Raw genomic sequence first — 23,427 nt, forward strand, 5'->3', positions numbered from 1 at the left:
GAGGGCGGCTGGCAGCTTATCGAGGTGCATTTGGCCGTTGCAGGGACCGAAAAACCGACACAAAAAAAATGGCGCCCCTGGGGGCGCCATTTTTTCGGACCTGAAACGTCGTGATTACTTACGTTTCATCGACAGGAAGAACTCGTCGTTGGTCTTGGTGGTTTTCAACTTGTCGATCAGGAACTCGATGGCTGCCACTTCGTCCATCGGGTGCAGCAGCTTGCGCAGGATCCACATGCGCTGCAGTTCGTCGTCGGCGGTCAGCAACTCTTCGCGGCGGGTGCCGGAGCGGTTGATGTTGATCGCCGGGAACACGCGTTTTTCCGCGATGCGACGGTCCAGGGGCAGTTCCATGTTGCCGGTACCCTTGAACTCTTCGTAGATCACTTCGTCCATCTTCGAACCGGTTTCAACCAGTGCGGTGGCGATAATGGTCAGCGAGCCGCCTTCTTCGATGTTCCGCGCGGCGCCGAAGAAACGCTTCGGTTTCTCCAGGGCGTGGGCATCGACACCACCGGTGAGGACCTTGCCGGAGCTCGGGATCACGGTGTTGTAGGCACGGGCCAGACGGGTGATGGAGTCGAGCAGGATCACCACGTCCTTCTTGTGTTCGACCAGGCGCTTGGCCTTCTCGATCACCATTTCGGCAACCTGCACGTGGCGGGTCGGCGGCTCATCGAACGTCGAGGCAACCACTTCGCCGCGCACGGTGCGCTGCATTTCGGTGACTTCTTCCGGACGCTCATCGATCAGCAATACGATCAGGTGAACTTCAGGATTGTTACGTGCGATGTTCGCTGCAATGTTCTGCAGCATGATCGTCTTACCGGCTTTCGGCGGTGCGACGATCAGGCCACGCTGGCCTTTGCCGATCGGGGCGCACAGGTCGATCACGCGACCGGTCAGGTCTTCGGTGGAACCGTTACCGGCTTCCATCTTCATGCGCACGGTCGGGAACAGCGGCGTCAGGTTCTCGAAGAGAATCTTGTTTTTCGCGTTCTCGGGACGATCGAAGTTGATCGTGTCGACCTTGAGCAGGGCGAAGTAACGCTCGCCTTCCTTCGGTGGGCGGATCTTGCCAACGATGGTGTCACCGGTGCGCAAGTTGAAGCGACGGATCTGGCTCGGCGAGACATAGATGTCGTCTGGGCCGGCGAGATAGGAGGCGTCTGCAGAGCGGAGGAAGCCGAAGCCGTCCTGGAGAATCTCCAGCACGCCATCACCGGAGATTTCCTCGCCGCTTTTCGCGTGCTTTTTCAGCAGGGAGAAAATCACGTCCTGCTTGCGCGAACGGGCCATATTTTCTATGCCCATTTCTTCGGCCAGTTGGAGCAGGTCGGTAATCGGCTTTTGCTTGAGTTCAGTCAGATTCATATAGGAATGACGTAATCATTTATGGAGGGGGGGAAATTAAGCTTTTGGCTTAATGAGGCCGCGCCGCGGAGAAGGCGACAGGATCGCGTACTAATCGAAAAGGAATGCGTCGGCGACGGCTTGCAGGGGGCAGTGGAGAAACCAGTGCGGGGCCGAATGTACCACCTGAGTTTCGGAGCGTCTAGCCCTGTTTCACGAAAAAGCCCCGCTATTTGCGGGGCTTTTTGACGACGCTTAGATGTTGGCGTCGAGGAAAGCTTGCAGCTGGGACTTCGACAGCGCGCCCACCTTGGTGGCTTCGACGTTGCCGTTCTTGAACAGCATCAGCGTAGGAATACCGCGCACGCCATGCTTGGCCGGGGTTTCCTGGTTGTCGTCGATGTTCAGCTTGGCAATGGTCAGCTTGCCTTCGTAGGTGGTTGCAATGTCGTCCAGGACCGGAGCGATCATTTTGCAAGGGCCACACCATTCAGCCCAGTAGTCAACCAGCACCGGGCCAGCAGCCTTGAGTACTTCGGCCTCAAAGGTCGCGTCGGTGACGTGCTTGATAAGATCGTTGCTCATGGATGTCTCCGGATTGTAAGCAAAAAAAACGTTGCCCATCATAGCCGCCCTTCCCCCGTTCAGGAAGCCGCCTCTGATTGAGTCTTCCTATGATGGCGCATGAGTTTGCGCATAGCCCAACTCAGGGCGCAACAGGAGTCACGAAGGCAATCCCCGTGCGCAACGCCGCGTTGCGTACGTGTTCCTGCATGGTTTTCTGCGCCGACGCACTGGCCCGCCGGGCCAGGGCGCGCAGGATCTTGCGATGTTCCTGCCAGGTTTCCATGGCCCGCTCCGGCCGGATGAACGGTAGTTTCTGGCTTTCCAGAAACACCTCGGCACTGGCACTCAGGATGCTCACCATCGCCTGGTTGCCGCTGGCCAGCAGGATGCGCTGGTGGAATTCGAAGTCCAGCCGCGCGGCCGCTTCGAAGTCGCCGGCCTTGAGCACCTTGCGCATGGCCTCGACGTTGTCTTCCAGGCTGTCCAGCTCATCGATCGTCAGCGTGACCGCCGCCAAACCCGCCGCAAACCCTTCCAGCGCATAGCGCAACTGGAAGATATCGAGCGGCGTGGCCTGGGCTGCAAAAGGCCAGGCAAAGCCCGGCGCATCCTCCACCGCCTGCACGAACACACCTTTGCCCGGCTGCACACTGACCACACCCAAGGCGCTCAAGGACGACAGCGCCTCGCGCAGCGACGCCCGGCTGACGCCCAACTGCACCGCCAGGTCGCGCTGGGACGGCAGTGCATCGCCCGGCCCGAAGCCTTGCTCCTTGATCAGTTTGCGGATGGCCTGCAGGGCCGCTTCCGGTACGGCTTGGGCGATGGAATTCATAAAAAACTCAAGGTTTGCGTCAACAGAGCGGCTAGTTGTAAAGCTATTCAGGAGCCACGGCAAGCCACGCCCCAAAGGGGCTCGCGCAGTTTTACCAACGCTCGAAAAGGGTGCGAAAACCCGCACAACTGTTCAGACCAGTAAGACCACAAAAACTCAACAAACTCGCGCCTCGCAGACGATCCGCGCCGTACTGGCATGGGCTGTGCACTGAGCAAATCCAGAAAATTCCTTCGCCCTTCTCGGAGAGTTGCCATGACCAAGCGCTGCAGCGCCCTGCTCACTGCCCTGTTTGCCAGCCTGATGCTGAGCCAGGCACCCGCCCAGGCCAACGGTCTGGACGATATCGTCGCCCGTGGCACCCTCAAGGTCGCCGTGCCCCAGGACTTCCCGCCGTTCGGCTCGGTGGGCCCCGACATGAAGCCCCGTGGCCTGGACATCGACACCGCCAAACTGCTGGCCGACCAACTCAAGGTCAAGCTGGAGCTGACCCCCGTCAACAGCACCAACCGCATCCCGTTCCTCACCACCGGCAAGGTCGACCTGGTGATCTCCAGCCTGGGCAAGAACCCCGAGCGCGAAAAGGTCATCGACTTCTCCAAGGCCTACGCACCGTTCTACCTGGCCGTGTTCGGCCCGCCTGATGCCGCCATCAGCAGCACCGACGACCTCAAGGGCAAGACCATCAGCGTGACCCGTGGCGCCATCGAAGACATCGAGCTGACCGCCGTAGCGCCGAAGGAAGCCACCATCAAGCGCTTCGAAGACAACAACTCCACCATCGCGGCCTACCTGGCCGGCCAGGTCGACCTGATCGCCAGCGGCAACGTGGTCATGGTGGCGATCAGCGAGCGCAGCCCGAAACGCGTGCCGGCGCTGAAAGTGAAGCTCAAGGACTCGCCGGTGTACGTGGGCGTGAACAAGAACGAGCCGGCGCTTCTGGAGAAGGTCAACCAGATCCTGGTCGCGGCCAAGGCCGATGGCAGCCTGGAAAAGAACGCGATGCAGTGGCTCAAAGAGCCATTGCCTGCTGATCTCTGAAGCGGAGCTGATTGATGGCCTATCAATTCGACTTTGTGCCGGTGCTGGCCAATACCGATCTGCTGTTGCGCGGCGCGCTGTTCACCCTTGAGCTGACGGCCATCGGCGCAATCCTGGGCGTCGCCCTGGGCACTGTCGGCGCCGTGGTGCGGGCGTGGAAGATCCAGCCCTTTGCCTGGTTCTTCGGGGTGTATGTCGAGTTGATCCGCAACACGCCGTTCCTGGTGCAGTTGTTCTTCATCTTCTTCGGCCTGCCCTCCCTGGGATTGAAAATCACCGAGTGGCAAGCAGCCGTATTGGCGATGGTGATCAACCTGGGGGCCTACTCCACGGAGATCATCCGCGCCGGCATCCAGGCCATCCCGCGCGGGCAACTGGAAGCCGCCGCCGCGCTGGCGATGACGCGTTTCGAAGCGTTTCGCCATGTGGTGCTGCTGCCGGCGCTGGGCAAGGTGTGGCCTGCCTTGAGCAGCCAGATCATCATCGTGATGCTCGGTTCGGCGGTGTGTTCGCAGATCGCCACCGAGGAGCTGAGCTTTGCCGCCAACTTTATCCAGTCACGCAATTTCCGCGCGTTCGAAACCTATGCCCTGACCACCCTGGTGTACCTGTGCATGGCGTTGATGATTCGCCAGTTGCTCAACTGGATCGGCCGCCGCTTTGTGATGAGGAACAGCCGATGAGTGATTTTTCCTTCTGGGACATCGTGCGCAACTTGCTTACGGGCCTGCAGTGGACGCTGTTGCTGTCGATCGTGGCGTTTATCGGCGGCGGCCTGATCGGCTTGCTGGTGATGACCCTGCGCATCAGCCGCAAGGCATTCGCGCGCAATGTTGCGCGCACCTATATCGAACTGTTCCAGGGCACCCCGTTGTTGATGCAGCTGTTCCTGGTTTTTTTCGGCATTGCCCTGCTCGGCGTGGATATTTCGCCCTGGCTGGCGGCCGCGATCGCCTTGACGCTGTTTACCAGCGCCTACCTCGCCGAAATCTGGCGCGGCTGCGTCGACTCCATCGCCCATGGCCAGTGGGAAGCATCGGCCAGCCTGGCGCTGAATCCGCTTGAACAACTGCGCTACGTGATCCTGCCCCAGGCCCTGCGGATCGCCGTGGCGCCTACCGTGGGCTTCTCGGTGCAGGTGGTCAAAGGCACCGCCGTCACTTCAATCATCGGCTTTACCGAACTGACCAAGACCGGCGGCATGCTCGCCAACGCCACCTTCGAGCCCTTCATGGTCTACGGCCTGGTGGCCCTCGGTTACTTCCTGCTCTGCTACCCCTTGTCCCTCAGTGCGCGCTACCTGGAAAGGAGACTGCATGCCTCTGCTTAGAATTTCCGCCCTGCATAAGTATTACGGCGATCACCACGTCCTCAAGGGCATCGACCTGACCGTTGAAGAAGGCCAGGTCGTGGCAATCATCGGCCGTAGCGGCTCGGGCAAGTCCACCTTGCTGCGCACCCTCAATGGCCTGGAATCGATCAACGACGGCGTGATAGAGGTGGATGGCGAATACCTCGACGCCGCCCGCGCCGACCTGCGCAGCCTGCGGCAGAAAGTCGGCATGGTGTTCCAGCAGTTCAACCTGTTCCCGCACCTGACCGTGGGTGAGAACGTCATGCTTGCACCGCAAGTGGTGCAGAAAGTGCCCAAGGCCAAGGCCGCCCAATTGGCCAGGCAAATGCTGGAACGCGTGGGGTTGGGTGAGAAATTCGACGCGTTCCCCGATCGCCTGTCCGGCGGCCAGCAGCAACGCGTTGCCATCGCCCGCGCCCTGGCCATGTCGCCCAAGGTGCTGCTGTGCGATGAAATCACCTCGGCCCTGGACCCGGAACTGGTCAATGAAGTACTCAGCGTGGTGCGCCAACTGGCCAAGGACGGCATGACCTTGATCATGGTGACGCACGAAATGCGCTTCGCCCGGGAAGTGGGCGACAAGCTGGTGTTCATGCACCAGGGCAAGGTGCATGAAGTCGGCGATCCGAAGGTATTGTTTGCCAACCCGCAGACTGCTGAGTTGGCGAACTTCATCGGCACTACCGAAGCGCACGCCTGATCGCCCAGCCATCGGGCACCATTTCGAAACGGCCTCCCCCCTCCAGCAGGGTTTTATCGCGCACGGCGGGGTGGGTGCCCGCTAGATAGGTATCGACCTGCACCTGAGCCGAAAAGACTCGACCGGCGATTGGCTGCCCGGCCCTCAGTGGCACCAGCACACCGCCGGGGCGCAGCTGCCCGTCTCGTTCAGTGCGGTTGTGCATCGACACCAGTTCGACGGCCTGGCCATCCAGCAATGCCTGCCGAAGGCTCAGATCAAAGCGCCCGTGATGGCCAAAACTGAAACCCTGCGCATCGGCTGGCGCACCGCGGAAACGCAGCGCAATCACCGCCGCCTCAGGGCAAACCACGCTGAGGTGCACCGTGCGTCTACCGATGGAAACACCGTGGGGTCCGGGCTGTGTGTCGACGCGCAACGGCCCGTAGTCGATCTGCGGCCGGCTCAATGACAGGTGGCATTCCGACGCCGAAACGTCAGCAATCATCAAGAGACCCGCCAGTAATCCCACCCCGCCTGGAAAGCGTCCCGAGGCAAGGGCAGCCTTAACGACAGACTGCCGAGGAGGTTTCATACAGTTGGCCGTCATAGTTGGGCTCCGCCAGATCGAGTTGCAGTTTGCAGGGAGTCGCATTCGGCGACGACAAGGTCAGTACCTGGGAATGCTCAATATTGTTGAGGAAGATCATTCCGTCCCCCACCACCGTGGTCAGGAACGTGTTATCGGCGGCAAGCACCGACGTCCCCTTGGGCAACGGCCGCCCGCTTGGGTCGCTGACACGCACCAGCATCCGGCGAACCTTCGATACCTCAAACTCGACCGTACTGAACGAGCCTCGCCCGACCTCCAGCATCTTCGTGCCATTATTGAGATCAACCTGGCGTGGCAAGCTTTTACCGTCCACCTCGACAAGGCTGCCCTGATAAGCGGGTAAGCCGGGAATCACGGCCATTCCCCAGCGGTCGGTCCAGACGGGCCCCTGAGGGGTACTGATGCGAGCACCCGGAATATTCCCCACCGACGCCACACCGAAAGTGTCCTCTACACGGTAGGGAGACAGTGTCAGGCCTCGCTCGTGAGCAACCACGGCGCCTTGTAGCTGCCCGCTATAGATCGTGCTGGACGAGTCTCGATTGAGCCCCAGGCCGAGCTGGGTATAACGAGACGTCGCGTTGAGCGTTCCACCCACCGACTGATCGCTGGTACCTCTCAGGTCGCGTTCGCCCCTTAACTCGTAGTTCAGGGTGTCATTCACGCGCTCGCTGTAGGCTGTACCGATACCGGCATGACGCCCTTGGCGTCGAACCGTCGAGGTCACGGAGCGGTCACTGCCCAGTGGAACAGTGATCTGCAAGCGCATGCCCAAGCCATCATTTTTGTCTCTGGAGTCGCCTGACGCACCTACCTGGGAGTCAATGCTCACCGCAACATTGGCGTGCCTGAAGTTTTTGTTCCACGCGCCGTAGATATGCTGGGAAGTACGATTGTCGAAATGAGTCGAACGGGAATAACCGACAGCGAAGCCACCCAATTGAGGGTCTGACCAACTGAAGCCTGCCGTGTACTGGTGCCTGGCGCGCGCGCCCTGTACCTCGCCGGGCTCGCCGCCAACAGCTTCGAGCACATCCCGGTAACCCGACGTCTGGCGAGTGGCGCTCAAGTTCATCTGGACGTTGCCCGGCAGCGTACTGCCAAACGAAACGCCGCTACGCGAACCGCGTACCTTTTGCTTACGGTCATGGGAAAGGTTATTGCGCAATCCCAGTGAAAACCGCTGGTCAAAGCTGCTGTCCAACGCCAGGCCCACCGAGTGGTAGTTGTCCGTGCCCTGAACTCCCGAACTGAGGGCCGCGTCCTCCCCTAACGCCCACGTTCCGCTGGCCATCGCCAACAGAGGCTCGGCGGCGCCCCTTCGATCCACATCACGCACCTTCCCTATTGCAGCGGTATATCCCGATTTAATCGGAACCGATCCACGGAACGAGGCGGCCGGCACGATAAAACTGTGTTGCCCCCCCTTGATTTCGATAACCCTGACGTCGAGGTCGCTGGTGCCATTGAGCAGTGGCAAATTGCGCAAGGTGAACGGCCCTTCCGGGACGAGAGTGGTATAAATCAATGCGCCGGACTGCCGGACTTCCACCCGCGACTGACTCCGCGCCCGCCCTTCAACCAAAACGCCATTGCTGCTGGTGCGGTTTTCCATTCCGTCAGGAAACAGCTGTGCACCGATCAGTTGAACACCACCGAACACGGGGCTATCAGCCGATATCTGGCCTGCCTGAAATGTCGAAGCCAAGGGAGCGATATCGCGCTGCGCGTATGCATACAGATGCTCAGTCGCCGAACGCTCATCGTTGGAGAGATAGAGCTGACGACTGCGGACGATCCAATCGCCCACGTTGAAACCCATTTCCGTTGAAGCGGATAAAAAGCGCCCTCGATCCCCCCGCGAGTGGGCATTGACGCCTTGGACATCGTAGTTGACCAGCGCCGCTGCACCTCCCCGGGCGTAATGACCAGTGCTTTGTTGCATGTCGCGCAGCGCCTGGGTCGGGACGACCAGCACAACCTCCTCACGCCCTGGGCGCAAGGTCACTACCGTTTTCGGATACTCGGCAATAAAGTCATGACAGGCCTGGGCGGCAGAGACTTGCTTATCGATCACCGTGGCGGGAATCTGCAGTCCCGCCCGATCCAATAGCCCACGGTTGAAACACAGCGCGCCTTCATGGTTAAACCGCGCGTCAGTCAACCCGATGGGATTACCGTTGACCGTCAAATCGACGACGCGCGTGCCCTCGCTGAACCGAGGGGCTTGCTGAAAGTAGCGCGCAACTGAAGGGTCGATACCACGCGCCTGCAAGGTGGCAAGGTCAAATCCGAGCACCGCCGCCGGCGCGGCGTAAACGTCAGCGGCCATTCCCGACACCACCACCGCCCAAACCGAAAGGCTGATTCCGCTTCGCCTGAAAGCCTCCTCAGGTTTTATTGGCGCCCGGGATGGCTGCCCACGTACGGCGCTACAAAACCTGCTGGCTTTTTTTCCCATGGCAGGTCACGGCTGATTCGCTACGAGCAAAGCCTCGTAGCTATCGACGGAAAACCCATAGAGCGTGGCCGGCATAAGGGTGACCGACGTGGCTGCAGAACGTTTTTCCACGGCAACGCTGAGGGTTTCGCCCGGCAAGATATAGGTACGCGGCAAAAGCGCATTCACCTTCTGCGGGTTCAAGACCACCTCAGCCGCCAGGCGCACCACATAGGGGCTGTTGTTGCGTGCGCTCAAGGTATTGCCGTGAAGGCTCCAGGTCAGCAGTTCCCACGGTGCATGATGTTGGGGTAAACCTTTGGGGTGGAGAATGAGCGGCAGGTTTTGCCGTAGGCTGATACCAATTGTCGCGCCCGAGCCGGGTTGTGCCTGGGGAATACCTTCAAACGTAATGCGCTTCAAACGTTGGGTTTTGAGAGGCTCCTTATTGATTGCCATAACCCTGACCATTTGCCGCTCACCGCTATCGACACGCGCAACGGGCTGAGTAATGACGGCTAAAGGCTCCGGGTCTTCCGGTATATCTTCGATAACTGAATGAAGCAGGGCAGGACTTGGGTCCGTATTGGTGACATTGATGCTGACTTCACCATCCGCCTCATTGAGAATGACAACTGTTGTTTCCGGTTCCATGCCGTCTGCATACGCGGCACGGCAGAAAACAAAACCGAGACACAAACAACCGGCCAGAATAGATTTTTTTCTTGTAGAAACAAGCATCAACACTTCCTTCACAGCAATAACGAAACACGCCGAATCAGGTGGGCTGCCGCCAAAGAGACTGCAAGCCGACCTGAATCGCCTGGAAGCTTTTAGAGATAGACCAATTCCAGGGTTGTATGGCCATCAAGTTTTATTTCGTTATTCATGCTCAGCGCAGAGGTTTTATTGATCACTGGTTGAACATTCAAATTCCCCGAGACGACGGTTATTTTAATCGGCGAATAGCTGGCGCTCGTACGCCAACTTCCAACGTTGGCTGACTGCCCCAAGACAGGATCGGTGATCCCCCAACTCGCGCCATTATTATTAGACCGCGCAGCCCGTACAGTTTTACCATCGGCAATGTTGTTTTCCATGAAAACCACGTAGCCGCCGATTTTTTCATTCTTCGAGGTAAACCCAAGACCATAATTGAAATCATCGTTATAAGTAATATTGTACTGACTCACCATCATGCCGCGCACCTTGCTGGACGCGCGGTTATCCTGTGCCTTAATACCAACAAACGTGGGCGATGCACACCTGACGGTGTAAGGCGTCCCCTTTTTGGCCAGTTTGGTGTAGTTAGTAGCACTCAGTGACCTAGGATCAATCCGACCGTAATCTATCGTTGAATTAACAATAGTAAAACTGCAACTGGCAGGCGCAATGGAGCCTCTCACTCGTAAGTCCGCAGCTTGCGCACTCAAACCCAGCATAGCGAGAAACATACCTGATAACGAAATAATCTTCTTCATAGCAATCATCGACAATAGCCAAAGAGACACGTGCTGATTGACACTTCATAGTCAGCACGCCATGGATACCTGTGTGGAGAAGCCTAGAGGTAGCGCAACTCCAGGGTGAAATGGCCGTCCAGGTTGATCTGGTTGCTCATATCAAGTTCGGACGTCTTGTTGATGACGGCTTGAACTTCAACATTGCCGGAAACAGCATTAACCAATATAGGCGCATACACATTCCCCGCACGCCAACTGGCTATATTGGCAGTGTGGCCTACTGCCTGGGTACTGTTTGGTTCCCATCGTACGCCGTTATTTTCCGAGCTAACAATCCCTACCGACTTGCCGTCAGCTACAGAATTTCGAAGATGCACTACATAACCTCCGATTTTCTGCCCCCTGGAAGTGGCCCCCAGACCAAAATTGTAGAGATCCTTATAGTTCCCGCCAAACTGCCCCAGCATCATGCCTGGTATTCTCGAGCCAGCTCGATTATCAACGCTCTTGATACCCACTTTTATTTTAGACTGACCACTGCACCTCACCGTATATGGAACACTCTTCTTATCCAGCTTGGTATAACTTGTCGGACTCAGGCTGCTCGGGTGAATAGTTCCATAGTCAATGACCGAGCGGGTGAGTGTAAAACTGCAACTGGCTGGAGCGATCGCGCCTTTTACACGTACATCGGCAGCCTGGACAGTCAGGCTCGCAACGACGAGGCATAGGCCCGCCACTACTGGGTAATTCTTCTTCATCTAACTTTCATCCATAGCAATGACCATAGGCTGGCCAGTTATTGAATGATCAGAACACCTCCCCTGCGTCACGCCTGGTGCGCATATGAATATCTCGTCCTTGAAGCTCCGACCTATAAACACCACCCGGGACAGGTGCCGAACGTGAGTATTCATATTCCAAGAGAATAATAAAACCGGAAAAAATGACACCTCATGTAAGAGTGATCCCTATCTCCACTCTAAAAAACAACCCCATGTATACGAACAGGGACACAGCAAGTTAGGACAAACATAAAACGGCGTAAGACTTATCGACACACTCAATAAAACCAAGAATAGCCAGTACAAAATCCAGTGCTTTCTGGCTTTGTAATACATCATTTGTGGGCCGGTCCTACGTGCCACGCAGAAAGCACTTATAGGTATACGAGGAAAAATCCTCTGTTACTACGCGTTGGCTCCAGCGATCGATCGTGGCACGATGGCAAGGTTATCGACCGAGACCCCCAAACCATGCCGCAATCCCAAGCCAAGAATCTGTCCCTGATCGCCGCCATCGACCTGGGCTCCAACAGCTTTCACATGGTCGTGGCCAAGGCCCAGAACGGCGAAATCCGCATCCTTGAGCGGCTCGGAGAGAAAGTGCAACTGGCTGCCGGGATCGACGATGAGCGCCAGCTCAATGAAGAATCCATGCAACGCGGGCTCGACTGCCTCAAGCGTTTTGCACAGCTGATCAACGGCATGCCCCTGGGCGCCGTGCGAATCGTCGGCACCAACGCCCTGCGCGAAGCCCGTAACCGGGGCGAATTCATCCGTCGCGCCGAGGAAATCCTCGGCCACCCCGTAGAAGTCATCTCCGGCCGCGAAGAAGCACGCCTGATCTACCTCGGCGTGTCCCATACACTCGCAGATACCCCCGGCAAGCGCCTGGTGGCGGACATCGGCGGCGGCAGTACCGAGTTCATCATCGGCCAGCGCTTCGAACCGCTGCTGCGCGAAAGCCTGCAGATGGGCTGTGTCAGTTATACCCAACGCTATTTCAAGGACGGCAAGATCACCCCGGCGCGCTACGCCCAGGCCTACACGGCAGCGCGTTTGGAGATCATGAGCATCGAGCACGCCCTGCACCGCCTGACCTGGGATGAAGCCATCGGCTCGTCCGGCACCATCCGTGCCATCGGCCTGGCGCTCAAGGCCGGCGGCCATGGCACCGGCGAGGTCAACGCCGAAGGCCTGGCCTGGCTCAAGCGCAAGCTGTTCAAGCTGGGGGATGCCGAGAAGATCGACTTCGACGGCATCAAGCCCGACCGTCGCACCATCTTCCCGGCCGGCCTGGCGATTCTCGAGGCGATCTTCGACGCCCTCGAACTGCAACGCATGGACCACTGTGACGGCGCCCTGCGCGAAGGCGTGCTGTATGACCTGCTGGGCCGCCATCATCATGAAGACGTACGAGAGCGCACGCTAACGTCGCTGATGGAGCGCTATCACGTCGATCAGGAGCAGGCAGCCCGCGTGGAGCGTAAAGCCCTGCATGCGTTCGATCAGGTCGCCGAAGACTGGGACCTGGAAGACGGCGTATGGCGCGAACTGCTCGGCTGGGCGGCCAAGGTGCATGAAGTGGGCCTGGATATCGCCCACTACCACTACCACAAGCACGGCGCCTACCTGATCGAGCACTCCGACCTGGCGGGTTTCTCCCGGGAAGACCAGCAGATGCTCGCGCTGCTGGTGCGCGGCCATCGTCGCAATATTCCCAAGGACAAGTTTGCCGAGTTCGGCGATGAAGGCATCAAGCTGATCCGCCTGTGCGTGCTGCTGCGCTTCGCGATCCTGTTCCACCACATTCGTGGCACCCAGCAGATGCCCCAGGTAACCCTGCGTGCCAATGGCGACAGCCTGGATGTCGTATTCCCCAAAGGCTGGCTGGATGAGAACCAGCTGACCCAGGCGGACTTCGCCCAGGAAGCGGAGTGGCTGACGCGGGTGGGGTTCAGCCTGAACCTGCGCTAACCCGATCTCATGAACACTGCAAAAACAAATGTGGGAGGGGCGGTGCGACGACTCGACTTGCTCCCGATTACGGTGTGTCAGTCGCGAATACTTTGACTGAACCACCGCAATCGGGAGCAAGTCGAGTCGTCGCACCGCCCCTCCCACATTTTCAGAGCGTGTTGTCTGTTAGTTCACCGACAGAATCGGGCTACCCAACTTTTCCAGCAACGTCGCCTGGGCGCTGCGCGGATTCTGGTTGCCGGTCGGCGTGTTACGCACGTAACGGCCATCCGACTGCAGGCTCCAGCTGTGGGTGTTATCGGTGAGGTAGCTTTCCAGCTCCTTCTTGACCCGCATGATCAGCTTCTTGCCCTCGACCGGGAAGCAGGTCTCCACGCGCTTGTCGAGGTTGCGCTCCATCCAGTCGGCACTGGAGAGGAACATCTGCTCCTCGCCGCCGTTAAGGAAGTAGAACACCCGCGTGTGTTCCAGGAAGCGGCCGATGATCGAGCGCACATGGATGTTATGCGACACGCCGACAATGCCCGGACGCAGGCAGCACATGCCACGCACCACCAGGTCGATACGCACGCCGGACTGGCTGGCCTTGTACAGCGCGCGGATGATCTTCGGATCGGTCAGCGAGTTGAACTTGGCGATGATGTGCGCCGGTTTGCCCTCGAGGGCGAACTGGGTCTCGCGGGCAATCATGTCGAGCATGCCCTTCTTGAGGGTGAACGGCGCGTGCAGCAGCTTCTTCATGCGCAACGTCTTGCCCATGCCGATCAACTGGCTGAACAACTTGCCGACGTCTTCACACAAGGCGTCGTCGGAAGTCAGCAGGCTGTAGTCGGTATAGAGCTTGGCGTTGCCGGCGTGGTAGTTGCCGGTGCCCAGGTGGGCGTAACGCACGATTTCACCGGCTTCACGGCGCAGGATCAGCATCATCTTGGCGTGGGTCTTGAAGCCCACCACGCCGTAGATCACTACCGCGCCGGCCGCTTGCAGGCGGCTGGCCAATTGCAGGTTCGACTCTTCGTCAAAGCGCGCGCGCAACTCGATCACCGCAGTGACTTCCTTGCCGTTGCGCGCGGCGTCTACCAGCGCGTCGACGATTTCCGAGTTGGCACCGGAACGGTACAGGGTCTGGCGCACGGCCAACACGTGCGGGTCCTTGGCAGCCTGGCGCAGCAGGTCGACCACCGGGGTGAAGGACTCGAAAGGGTGCAGCAGCAGGATGTCCTGCTTGCTCACGACGCTGAAGATGTTCTCGCTGTTTTGCAGCAGTTTCGGGATCTGCGGGGTGAACGGGGTGTATTGCAGCTCCGGATGGCTGTCCAGGCCAGTGATGCTGAACAGGCGCGTGAGGTTCACCGGGCCATTGACCTGGTACAGCTCGGTCTCGCCCAGGTTGAACTGCTTGAGCAGGTAGTCCGACAGGTGTTTCGGGCAGGTGTCGGCCACTTCCAGGCGCACCGCATCACCGTAGCGCCGCGAGAACAGCTCGCCGCGCAGGGCGCGGGCCAAGTCTTCGACGTCTTCGGAATCCAGCGCCAGATCGGCGTTACGGGTCAGGCGGAACTGGTAGCAGCCCTTGACCTTCATGCCTTGGAACAGGTCATCGGCGTGGGCATGGATCATCGACGACAGGAATACATAGTTGTCGCCAGCGCCCCCCACCTCTTCGGGTACCTTGATGATCCGTGGCAGCAAGCGCGGCGCCGGGATGATCGCCAGGCCCGAATCGCGACCGAAAGCGTCGATACCTTCCAGCTCGACGATAAAGTTCAGGCTCTTGTTCACCAGCAGTGGGAACGGGTGCGTCGGGTCCAGGCCGATCGGGGTGATGATCGGCGCGATTTCGTCGCGGAAGTAGCGACGCACCCAGGTCTTGATCTTGGTAGTCCAGTGGCGGCGACGGATGAAGCGAACCTGATGCTTTTCCAGTTCCGGCAACAGGATGTCATTGAGGATCGCGTACTGGCGATCCACATGACCGTGCACCAGCTCGCTGATGCGCGCCAGCGCCTGGTGCGGCTGCAGGCCGTCCGCGCCAGCTTGTTCACGGGCGAAGGTGATCTGTTTCTTGAGGCCGGCGACGCGGATCTCGAAGAATTCATCCAGGTTGCTGGAGAAAATCAGCAGGAACTTCAGGCGTTCCAGCAACGGGTAGGACTCATCCAGTGCCTGTTCAAGCACGCGGATGTTGAATTGCAGTTGTGACAGCTCGCGGTGGATGTACAGGCTGCTGTCATCCAGATTGGTCACTACGGCGGCCACCGGGGCCGGGGCTGGCGCTTCGGCTACCACCACAGGCGCGGCCGGCTCGTGCTCCGGCGGGGTCTCGGTGACTTGTTCCACCACCGGGTGAGCGTCTTTTACGGCAACTTCGGAGAGTCCTTCGGTATTCATCGAATGTTCCTGTGAGGGCTATTGTTGCTCTCTAAGCAATTGGGCGGCGCGGGCGGCGAAATAGGTCAGGATGCCATCAGCCCCGGCACGTTTAAAGGCCGTCAAGGATTCTAGGATTACCCCTTCACTCAACCAGCCATTTTGGATTGCAGCCATGTGCATGGCGTATTCGCCACTGACCTGATACACAAAGGTCGGCACTTTGAATTCCTCTTTGACTCGGTAAAGGATGTCCAGGTACGGCATCCCCGGCTTGACCATCACCATGTCGGCACCTTCGGCCAAATCCGCCGCCACTTCGTGCAAGGCTTCATGGCTGTTGGCCGGGTCCATCTGGTACGAAGCCTTGTTGGCCTTGCCCAGGTTCAGCGCCGAGCCCACCGCATCGCGAAACGGGCCGTAGTAGGCGCTGGCGTACTTGGCCGAGTAGGCCATGATCCGCACATTGACGTGGCCGGCCAGTTCCAGGGCTTCGCGAATCGCCTGGATGCGGCCATCCATCATGTCCGACGGCGCAACCACCTGGGCGCCTGCTGCCGCATGGGACAAGGCCTGCTTGACCAGCGCGTCGACGGTAATGTCGTTCTGAACATAGCCGTCTTCGTCAAGAATGCCATCCTGCCCGTGGGTGGTGAACGGGTCCAACGCCACGTCGGTGATCACCCCCAGCTCCGGGAAACGCTCGCGCAGGGCGCGGGTGGCGCGCTGGGCGATACCGTCCGGGTTCCAGGCTTCGGCAGCATCAAGGGACTTGAGTTCAGACGGCGTGACCGGAAACAACGCCAACGCCGGAATCCCCAGGTCGACCCAGCCCGCCGCCTCTTCAAGCAGCAGATCAATGGTCAGACGCTCTACACCCGGCATCGACGCTACCGATTCCCGGCGATTTTCACCGTCGAGTACAAACACCGGCAGGATCAGATCATCCGTCGTCAGTACGTTTTCACGAACCAGGCGGCGAGAAAAATCATCACGGCGATTACGGCGCAGGCGGGTAGCAGGGAACAGGCGATTGGCAGGGGTAAAGCTCACGACAGACTCCTGAGCCCGGGTTCACGGGCGAGCGTTGCAGTTATAAGCGGGCATTATGACGAAGGTATGACAGTTGTGCTTAACGATGCGACCTGTAGTCGCATTCGTCGGTTAATGTAGGAATTGTTCACTTCGTGACACATCTCGATACTTTCATGAATGTTCACGAAGGCGTAGGCTGCGCGTTCATTTCGCCAGCACCCAGACCATGCTTCAACAATTTCTGCATGACTTCGGCTACTTTGCCCTCTTCCTAGGCACGTTCTTCGAAGGCGAAACCATCCTGGTTCTCGCAGGCTTCCTGGCGTTCCGTGGGTACATGGATATCAACCTGGTGGTGGTCGTTGCCTTCTTCGGCAGCTACGCCGGCGACCAGCTTTGGTATTACATGGGGCGCAAGCACGGCCGCAAACTGTTGGCGCGCAAGCCGCGCTGGCAATTGATGGGCGACAAGGCCCTGGAACATATCCGCAAGCACCCGGATATCTGGGTGCTGAGCTTCCGCTTTGTCTACGGCTTACGCACGGTAATGCCTGTTGCGATCGGCCTGTCAGGCTACCCGCCACTGCGCTACCTGATCCTCAACGGTATAGGTGCTGCAATCTGGGCGGCGGCCCTGGGCGCTGCGGCTTATCATTTCGGCGCGGTACTGGAAGGCATGCTGGGCAGCGTCAAGAAATACGAGCTATGGGTACTGGGCGCCTTGCTGCTGCTGGGCTTTGGCCTGTGGCTGCGCCGCCGCTTCAAGAACGCCCGTATCGCCCGCCAGGCCTGTGCCGATGCCAAGGCGCGGCTCGCCGCCACCGAGCCCGTCCCGGTAGAAGCGCCTAAGACACCAGTCGAGTAAGCCGGCCCCTGCAACAGTAGAGGCCAATCACGCTGAGCAGGCTGTAGCTCACCAGGCCCAGCCAGCCCAGGTTGCTGGCCGGCCACAGCCCGACCACCGGCGCCAGCCACACCAACGGCACATTCAGCGCCAGGCGTATCAGCTCTGCCTTTAACGCCCACGGGCGATTCTCCAGGGCTACCCCCAGGGTGAACAATCCAAGCGCCATCGCCCCCCAGCCGACAATCAGCGCTGCGCTGGGCAGACCCTCGCCGACATTCATCAAATAGCTGCCAAACCCCACATACGCCGCGAACTGCAGGGCGATGTAGACCTGTTGGCGCGCGTCCAGTGGCACGTCGAATTTGCGGAACTGGCTCAAATCCGGCTTGGCCACGGGGTATTTGGCCTTCACGTCCGCCGGGCGCCAACCGGTGCGCATGAACCAGATGCGCAGCTTGTCCCACTTACTTTCGGTACGCCGTGCATCACGCCAAAGCTGTGCATAAAACTGCAGGTTGGCCCATAACGGATTCCAGCTGGCCAAGGGTGTGGTCACGCCGAAAATCACCGGCTCGTTGTCGTCTTCTTCCTGGAAGGTGCCGAACAGCCGGTCCCAAAGAATGAACACACCGCCGTAGTTGCGATCCATGTAGAGAGCGTTCTGTGCATGGTGGGCCCGATGATTGGAGGGCGTGACGAAAAACCACTCGAACCAGCCAAGCTTGGGCACGTGCCGGGTATGCACCCAGAATTGATACAACAGGTTGAGGGACGCCACGCTGATAAACACCACCAGCGGTACGCCAAGCACGGCCAGGGGCAGGTAGAAGATCCAGCTCAGCAGGAAGCCGGTGCTGGTCTGGCGCAGGGCGGTGCTGAGGTTGTAGTCCTCGCTCTGGTGATGCACCGAGTGCGCGGCCCACAGGATATTGCGCTCGTGCCCCATCCGGTGCAGCCAGTAGTAGCAGAAGTCGTAGAACACAAAGGCGAATACCCAGGTCCAGACGCTGTGGGCAGGCAGTTCGATCAACGCCAGGTGCTTGAGGGCGAACGCGTAGGTCAGCAGCCCCATACCCTTGGTCAACAGCCCGGTGGTGGTGGACAGCACGCCGGTGCTGAGGCTGTTGATGGCGTCCGCCACCCGGTAGTTGCGCTGGCCACGCCAACGGTCGGCGAGCAGCTCCACCACAATCAAGGCAATGAAAAACGGTACCGCGTAAGGCACGAAGTCCATGGTCTGGTCCGGTCTATTTTTGTTACATCAAGATTAGGTGCAGCAGCGCGAGATCCCATTGGCAACAGGTGACAAATTAGTAGACATTTAACGCCAAGACTCCAGGAGAAATGCCCATGAGCAAAAAGATTGCAGTGATCCTTTCCGGCTGCGGCGTGTACGACGGCGCAGAGATCCACGAAAGCGTGATCACCCTGCTGCGCCTGGATCAGCGCGGTGCTCAGGTCCAGTGTTTTGCACCCGATATCGCCCAGTTGCATGTGATCAACCATCTGACCGGCGAGGAAATGCCCGAGTCGCGCAACGTGCTCGTGGAGTCGGCCCGCATTGCCCGGGGCGAGATTAAGGATATTCGAGACGCCAACGCCGACGAGTTCGATGCGCTGATCGTACCCGGTGGGTTCGGTGCGGCGAAGAACTTGTCCAACTTTGCCGTCGAGGGCGCGGGTTGCAGCGTCAACCCGCAAGTGCTGGAACTGGCCGAAGCCTTTGCCGAAGCGGGCAAGCCGGTGGGGCTGATCTGCATCTCGCCGGCCCTGGCCGCGAAGATCTACGGCCCGGGCGTGACCTGCACCATCGGCAACGACACCGACACTGCCGCGGCCCTGGACAAGATGGGCGCCACCCACCAGGAATGCAGCGTGGAAGACATTGTCGAGGACACCGCACGCAAGTTGGTCAGTACGCCCGCCTATATGCTCGGCAAGAGCATCAGTGAAGTGGCCTCAGGCATCAACAAGCTGGTGGACCGGGTGCTGGAGCTGACTCACGAGAACGATTAGTGGGGATGCCGGGCTCCCTCTCCAACGGATCAGGACTGGCGCATTAACCGCGTCAGTATCCTGTCGAGTGAGTTGGCAAACGCCTGCTTGTCCTTCTCCCCATGGGGCGGTGGTCCACCGCCCATCTGGCCCTGCTCGCGCAGGTCGGTAAACAGGTTGCGCACCGCCAATCGCTCACTCATGTTCGCCGGGCTGAACTCCTTGCCCCGAGGGTCGAGGGCCGTGACGCCCTTCTTCACCAGGCGGTCGGCCAGGGGCACATCGCTGCAGATCACCAGTTCGCCGGGCACTGCGTGCTCCACCAGATAGTCATCTGCTGCGTCCGGGCCGCTGGGCACCACGATCAACTTCACGCACGAGAAGCTCGGCTTGATCTGGCTTTGGCCGGCCACCAGGACGACCTCGAACTGGCGCTTGAGGGCGAACTTCACCACCTGCTCCTTGGCGGCCCGGGGGCAGGCGTCTGCATCGATCCATACGCGCATGTTATGCCGCCACTCGCTGCTTTTCTGCCAGCCGGCTGCGGCCATAGAGCACCACAATGGCCAGGATCGCCACGGCCTGTGCGCTCAACGAGTACGCATCGGCGTGGATGCCCAGCCAGTCGAAGTCAAAGAACGCCACTGGCCGCGTGCCGAAGATGCCGGCTTCCTGCAACGCCTTGACGCCATGCCCGGCGAACACCACCGACAACGCGCACAACAGCCCCGCATTGATGCCGAAAAACAGCGCCAGCGGCAGTTTCGCCGAACCGCGCAGGATCACCCAGGCCAGGCCCACCAGCAGCACCAACGCCGTGGCACCACCCGCCAGCACCGCGTTGTGCCCGGCCGGGCCCGCTTGCAGCCACAGGGTTTCGTAGAACAAGATCACTTCGAACAGCTCGCGGTAGACCGAGAAGAACGCCAATATCGCAAAACCGAAACGCCCACCGCCGCCCACCAGGCTGCTCTTGATGTAGTCCTGCCACGCCGCGGCATGGCGGCGGTCGTGCATCCACACGCCAAGCCACAGCACCATCACACTGGCGAACAGCGCCGTGCAGCCTTCGAGCAATTCGCGCTGGGCGCCGCTGACATCAATCACATACGCCGCCAATGCCCAGGTGGCCAAGCCGGCCAATAGTGCCAGGCCCCAGCCGATGTTGACGCTGCGCACCGCCGATTGCTGGCCGGTGTTGCGCAGGAACGCCAGGATCGCCGCCAGCACCAGGATGGCTTCCAGGCCTTCACGCAGCAGGATCAGCAGACCGGAAATGTAGCTCAACGACCAGCTCAAGCCATCGCTGCCCAGCAAGCCTGCGGACTCGGTGAGCTTGCCCTTGGCCACGTCCAGGCGCTGCTGCACCTGCTCGATCGGCAGACCGTCCTGTAACGACTGCCGGTAAGCCATCAGGGCCTTCTCGGTGTCCTTACGCACGTTGGCATCGACGTTATCCAGTGAGCTTTCCACCAGCTCAAAGCCTTCCAGGTACGCCGCCACCGACAAATCATAGGCTTGCTCGTGGTCACCGTTACGGAACGCTGCGAGGCTCTTGTCCAGGGTGCTGGCGGTGTAATCGAGCAACTGCGCCGGGCCACGCTTGACCTGCGGCGGTTGCGCACGCTGGGCGCGGAAGGTCGCGGCAGCGGTTGGGCCGTTTGCGGCCAGCACTTCATTAGGCGTCTGGCGGGCCAGGTCGGCGAGGTTGAAGGGCTGCTCGCTTTTCGCCGCAGCCGGGTCGGCGGTGAAGCCGGCGATGTAGGTGGCCAGGTCCCAACGCTGGCGGTCGTCCAGTTGGTCAGCAAAGGACGGCATGTCAGTGCCTTCGACACCCAGGCCCAGGGTGTTGTAGATCGCGTAAAGGCTCAGGCGATCCAGGCGCGCAGCATCCGTCAAGTTGGCCGGAGGCGGCGTCATCCCCACGCCGGCCGGACCATCGCCGGCACCGGCAGTGCCGTGGCACACCGAACAGTGCTGGGCGTAGAGCGGTGCGCCGCGCGTTGGGTCGGGCGTGATGGCCGGGGCTTGGCTGACTTCATACGCGACTGCCAGCTTGGCGCCCAACTGGCGGGCCTGGCGAGCGACGGTCGCGCCGTCTGCATGAGCGGTGACAGCCGCCAGCAGTTCCTCGACCCCCTTCACCAGTTCCGCGCGCTCAGGCTTTTGCGGCAAATCCGCCACCAACCCCTGCAAGCCCCCAAGAAACTCCACCTGCTCGCGGTATTCCGAATCATCCACCACCTTGCCCGCCTCTACCGTCGGTGGGTAGTCGGCGCCAATGTAGTCCAGCAGATGCAGGGCTTGTGGAGCGCCCTCGGCAGTCGCGGCCAGCAGGTTGAAGCTGCACGACATCAATGCCGGCAACAGCAGCCAGGCGAGAAAACGGAAGGGGCCAGTCATGAATGAATCTCAAGTGGAAATACGAAGTAACACATTGTTAAGCGTTAAAGGGTTTGACTCAAGGCGTTAGTGATTTGTCGTGTGGGCGGACGGGGCATTTTGGAGATGGGTTACTGACATCGCTGTCAGCTCAATCGAGGCAAAAAGCCATTGTTTTGCCAGTAACGATGCTTATAATGCCGCGCCCTGTTAGTGCGAAAGGGAATTTCGTTCCTCGGTTTTATGAGGAATAACCATATTGGTTGACTACTTTCAGGGAAGAAGTGACATGGTTTTTCGCGCCTTACCTCCGCTCGCGCTCGCGGCAGTCACTTTGCTCAGCGGCTGTTCAATGTTCCGCAGCTACGACGCCGAGCTGCAAGCCACCAACCAGCAACTCGCCACCGGCAATGTCGACGCCGCCCTGACCCTGCTGGAAAAGAACAACACCGGCGAAGACAAAGACCTGCTGTATTTCTTCGAAAAGGGCGAGTTGCTGCGGGCCAAGGGCGACCTGACCGGCAGCCAGACCGCCTGGCGCAGCGCCGACCTGCAAGTCTACAAGTGGGAAGAGTCGGTCAAGTTCGACAGCGCAAAATACCTTTCCCAGTTCGGCAGCTTCCTGGCCAATGACAAGGTGCGTCGCTACGAAGGCTATGACTACGAAAAAGTCATGCTGACCACGCAGATGGCCCTGAACCTGCTGGCCTTGAACGACTTCGACGGTGCACGCACCGAAATCAAGAAGACCCACGAACGCGAAGCGGTGATCGCCGACCTGCGCGACAAGGAATACCTCAAGCGCGAAGACGAAGCCGAGCAACAGGGCGTGACCACCCGGATCAAGGACCTGCACGGCTACCCGGTGCAGGCCCTCGACGCGCCGGAGGTGGTCGGCCTGAAGAACAGCTACCAGAGTGCGTTCAGCCATTACCTGGCCGGCTTCGTCTACGAAGCCCTGGGCGAAAAAGACCTGGCAGCCCCCGGTTATCGCAAGGCCGTCGAGCTGCGCCCTAACACACCACTGCTGGAAAAAGCGCTGCTCGACCTGGACAAATCCAAGGTCGGCAGTGACGAAACCGACGTGCTGATCGTAGTGCAGAGCGGCCTCGCCCCCGCCCGCGACTCGATCCGCCTGCCGCTGCCGATCCCGATCAATGGCAATCTGGTGATCACCCCGCTGTCGTTCCCGGTGATCAAGGCCGACACCTCCACAGCGACCTTTGCCCAGATCGGTGTCGACGGCCAGCAACAGAACCTCACGGCGCTCAACAGCACCACGGCCATGTCCCGCCGCGCCCTGCGTGACGACATGCCAGGCATCATCCTGCGCACTACCGTGCGTGCGGTAAGCCGTGGTGTGGCGCAGAACAACCTGAACAAGACCAACCCCATGGCAGGCCTGGTACTGGGTATCGCCTCGGCCGTGACCGAAGGCGCCGACACCCGCACCTGGCGCACCCTGCCGGACATGACCCAAGTCACGCGTCTGCGCCTCAAGCGTGGTGAACACCAGGTCAGCCTGCCCAACGCCCTGGGTGGCACGCTGGTAACGATCAAGGCCGACCAGCGCTACCAGGTGATCACCCTGCGCGTGGTCGGCAACCAAGTGTTCGCCGGTGGCCTCGCCGCCCATGTGCTGCCCGGCACGACAACCCAGGCCATCGCCCTCAAACAACCTTAAGGAGCAC

General features: G+C 59.8%; 21 protein-coding genes. 8 read left to right on the forward strand and 13 right to left on the reverse strand.

What is annotated here, in order from left to right:
* Window positions 1-114: 114 nt before the first annotated feature.
* The 3 genes from rho to PspCFBP13509_RS06190 form a co-directional block, all read right to left on the reverse strand.
* On the reverse strand, window positions 115-1,374 hold the full coding sequence (rho, locus tag PspCFBP13509_RS06180; RefSeq protein ID WP_003176825.1) for a transcription termination factor Rho: 1,260 nt from the start codon (window positions 1,372-1,374) through the stop codon (window positions 115-117).
* A gap of 234 nt (window positions 1,375-1,608) precedes the next feature.
* Window positions 1,609-1,938, reverse strand: coding sequence for a thioredoxin TrxA (gene trxA, locus PspCFBP13509_RS06185; RefSeq protein WP_015886460.1), 330 nt, complete (start codon window positions 1,936-1,938; stop codon window positions 1,609-1,611).
* Between the two features lie 121 nt (window positions 1,939-2,059).
* Complete coding sequence (locus PspCFBP13509_RS06190; RefSeq protein WP_108573429.1) at window positions 2,060-2,755, reverse strand: FadR/GntR family transcriptional regulator; 696 nt, start codon at window positions 2,753-2,755, stop codon at window positions 2,060-2,062.
* A 255-nt stretch (window positions 2,756-3,010) separates the two neighbouring features.
* Between PspCFBP13509_RS06190 and PspCFBP13509_RS06195 the strand changes: the two genes are divergently transcribed.
* The 4 genes from PspCFBP13509_RS06195 to PspCFBP13509_RS06210 are packed head-to-tail and all read left to right on the forward strand — an operon-like array spanning window position 3,011 to window position 5,850.
* Window positions 3,011-3,796 carry a transporter substrate-binding domain-containing protein gene (locus tag PspCFBP13509_RS06195; RefSeq protein ID WP_027608360.1) on the forward strand — a complete coding sequence of 262 codons (786 nt, stop codon included), beginning with the start codon at window positions 3,011-3,013 and terminating at the stop codon, window positions 3,794-3,796.
* Window positions 3,797-3,810: 14 nt separating this feature from the next.
* Window positions 3,811-4,479, forward strand: a complete 669-nt coding sequence (locus PspCFBP13509_RS06200; protein WP_017736949.1) for an amino acid ABC transporter permease — start codon at window positions 3,811-3,813, stop codon at window positions 4,477-4,479.
* Complete coding sequence (locus PspCFBP13509_RS06205; protein ID WP_065938033.1) at window positions 4,476-5,126, forward strand: amino acid ABC transporter permease; 651 nt, start codon at window positions 4,476-4,478, stop codon at window positions 5,124-5,126. The genes PspCFBP13509_RS06200 and PspCFBP13509_RS06205 overlap by 4 nt, the downstream gene beginning before the upstream one ends.
* Entirely contained in the window at window positions 5,113-5,850 is a 738-nt protein-coding gene (locus PspCFBP13509_RS06210; protein WP_027608358.1) for an amino acid ABC transporter ATP-binding protein, read from the forward strand. The genes PspCFBP13509_RS06205 and PspCFBP13509_RS06210 overlap by 14 nt, the downstream gene beginning before the upstream one ends.
* Here PspCFBP13509_RS06210 and PspCFBP13509_RS06215 read toward each other — a convergent pair.
* The 5 genes from PspCFBP13509_RS06215 to PspCFBP13509_RS06235 form a co-directional block, all read right to left on the reverse strand.
* Entirely contained in the window at window positions 5,831-6,337 is a 507-nt protein-coding gene (locus PspCFBP13509_RS06215) for a hypothetical protein (RefSeq protein WP_083221267.1), read from the reverse strand. The two genes, PspCFBP13509_RS06210 and PspCFBP13509_RS06215, sit on opposite strands and share 20 nt — an antisense overlap.
* A gap of 58 nt (window positions 6,338-6,395) precedes the next feature.
* Complete coding sequence (locus PspCFBP13509_RS06220) at window positions 6,396-8,774, reverse strand: fimbria/pilus outer membrane usher protein (protein WP_137211703.1); 2,379 nt, start codon at window positions 8,772-8,774, stop codon at window positions 6,396-6,398.
* Between the two features lie 135 nt (window positions 8,775-8,909).
* Window positions 8,910-9,623 (reverse strand): fimbria/pilus chaperone family protein, encoded by a 714-nt coding sequence (locus PspCFBP13509_RS06225; protein ID WP_074847951.1) that lies wholly within the window; start codon window positions 9,621-9,623, stop codon window positions 8,910-8,912.
* Window positions 9,624-9,715: 92 nt separating this feature from the next.
* The gene (locus PspCFBP13509_RS06230) at window positions 9,716-10,363 is read right to left on the reverse strand and encodes a DUF1120 domain-containing protein (RefSeq protein WP_161985716.1); all 648 of its coding nucleotides are present in this window, start codon (window positions 10,361-10,363) and stop codon (window positions 9,716-9,718) included.
* Between the two features lie 83 nt (window positions 10,364-10,446).
* Window positions 10,447-11,106 (reverse strand): DUF1120 domain-containing protein, encoded by a 660-nt coding sequence (locus PspCFBP13509_RS06235; protein ID WP_065926662.1) that lies wholly within the window; start codon window positions 11,104-11,106, stop codon window positions 10,447-10,449.
* A gap of 495 nt (window positions 11,107-11,601) precedes the next feature.
* Between PspCFBP13509_RS06235 and ppx the strand changes: the two genes are divergently transcribed.
* Entirely contained in the window at window positions 11,602-13,104 is a 1,503-nt protein-coding gene (gene ppx / locus PspCFBP13509_RS06240) for an exopolyphosphatase (protein ID WP_027608352.1), read from the forward strand.
* 168 nt (window positions 13,105-13,272) lie between these two features.
* On the opposite strand, the gene ppk1 is transcribed toward ppx, so the two are convergent.
* Window positions 13,273-15,498 (reverse strand): polyphosphate kinase 1, encoded by a 2,226-nt coding sequence (gene ppk1, locus PspCFBP13509_RS06245; RefSeq protein ID WP_027608351.1) that lies wholly within the window; start codon window positions 15,496-15,498, stop codon window positions 13,273-13,275.
* An 18-nt stretch (window positions 15,499-15,516) separates the two neighbouring features.
* Window positions 15,517-16,530 (reverse strand): porphobilinogen synthase, encoded by a 1,014-nt coding sequence (gene hemB / locus PspCFBP13509_RS06250; protein WP_065948754.1) that lies wholly within the window; start codon window positions 16,528-16,530, stop codon window positions 15,517-15,519.
* Between the two features lie 208 nt (window positions 16,531-16,738).
* Here hemB and PspCFBP13509_RS06255 point away from each other — a divergent pair, with 208 nt between their 5' ends.
* Window positions 16,739-17,377: a DedA family protein gene (locus PspCFBP13509_RS06255; RefSeq protein WP_065926664.1), complete on the forward strand. Its 639-nt coding sequence runs from the start codon at window positions 16,739-16,741 to the stop codon at window positions 17,375-17,377.
* Here PspCFBP13509_RS06255 and PspCFBP13509_RS06260 read toward each other — a convergent pair.
* The gene (locus tag PspCFBP13509_RS06260) at window positions 17,358-18,593 is read right to left on the reverse strand and encodes a sterol desaturase family protein (RefSeq protein ID WP_065926665.1); all 1,236 of its coding nucleotides are present in this window, start codon (window positions 18,591-18,593) and stop codon (window positions 17,358-17,360) included. The two genes, PspCFBP13509_RS06255 and PspCFBP13509_RS06260, sit on opposite strands and share 20 nt — an antisense overlap.
* Before the next feature lie 116 nt (window positions 18,594-18,709).
* Here PspCFBP13509_RS06260 and elbB point away from each other — a divergent pair, with 116 nt between their 5' ends.
* The gene (gene elbB / locus PspCFBP13509_RS06265) at window positions 18,710-19,375 is read left to right on the forward strand and encodes an isoprenoid biosynthesis glyoxalase ElbB (protein ID WP_065926666.1); all 666 of its coding nucleotides are present in this window, start codon (window positions 18,710-18,712) and stop codon (window positions 19,373-19,375) included.
* A 29-nt stretch (window positions 19,376-19,404) separates the two neighbouring features.
* Here the strand turns inward: elbB and PspCFBP13509_RS06270 are convergent, their stop codons facing one another.
* On the reverse strand, window positions 19,405-19,860 hold the full coding sequence (locus PspCFBP13509_RS06270; protein WP_065926879.1) for a YaiI/YqxD family protein: 456 nt from the start codon (window positions 19,858-19,860) through the stop codon (window positions 19,405-19,407).
* 1 nt (window position 19,861) lies between these two features.
* Window positions 19,862-21,757, reverse strand: coding sequence for an FTR1 family protein (locus PspCFBP13509_RS06275; RefSeq protein ID WP_137211704.1), 1,896 nt, complete (start codon window positions 21,755-21,757; stop codon window positions 19,862-19,864).
* Between the two features lie 268 nt (window positions 21,758-22,025).
* On the opposite strand from PspCFBP13509_RS06275, the gene PspCFBP13509_RS06280 reads away from it, so the two are divergent.
* Window positions 22,026-23,420, forward strand: coding sequence for a COG3014 family protein (locus tag PspCFBP13509_RS06280; RefSeq protein ID WP_137211705.1), 1,395 nt, complete (start codon window positions 22,026-22,028; stop codon window positions 23,418-23,420).
* The last annotated feature ends 7 nt before the right edge of the window (window positions 23,421-23,427 follow it).

This window comes from Pseudomonas sp. CFBP13509, from assembly GCF_005233485.1.
GTDB classification, from domain to species: domain Bacteria; phylum Pseudomonadota; class Gammaproteobacteria; order Pseudomonadales; family Pseudomonadaceae; genus Aquipseudomonas; species Aquipseudomonas marginalis.